The 234-nt window shown below is 68.8% G+C and carries 1 protein-coding gene; it reads right to left on the bottom strand.

Annotated elements, in window-relative coordinates; genetic code table 11:
• Window positions 1-234, bottom strand: a 234-nt coding sequence (locus RMT89_RS45540; RefSeq protein ID WP_315889620.1) for a hypothetical protein, incomplete at both ends; no start/stop codon positions are given.

Genomic DNA, 234 nt, shown 5'->3' with positions numbered 1-234 from the left:
AATCGCGGCAGATCGGGCGGCAGAAACGCCGGCAAAGCGGTCATGGCAACCGGCGTTACGTCCTCGAACACCAGCGTGTCGCGCGGCTCGCGCGCGGTGTTAAGCGCGCGGCTGACGCGGGCATCTCCGCAGGCGAGCAGCAGCAGCGTGCCGTCAGCCACAGTCAGCACATGGCCGCACTGGGCACCCCACGGCACATCCGCGAGCGTCCCGGTGAAACTCTCTCCCGCGATC

This window comes from Streptomyces sp. P17, assembly GCF_032436805.1.
Lineage (GTDB): Bacteria > Actinomycetota > Actinomycetes > Streptomycetales > Streptomycetaceae > Streptomyces.
This window is presented reverse-complemented; position numbering and strand designations above follow the sequence as displayed.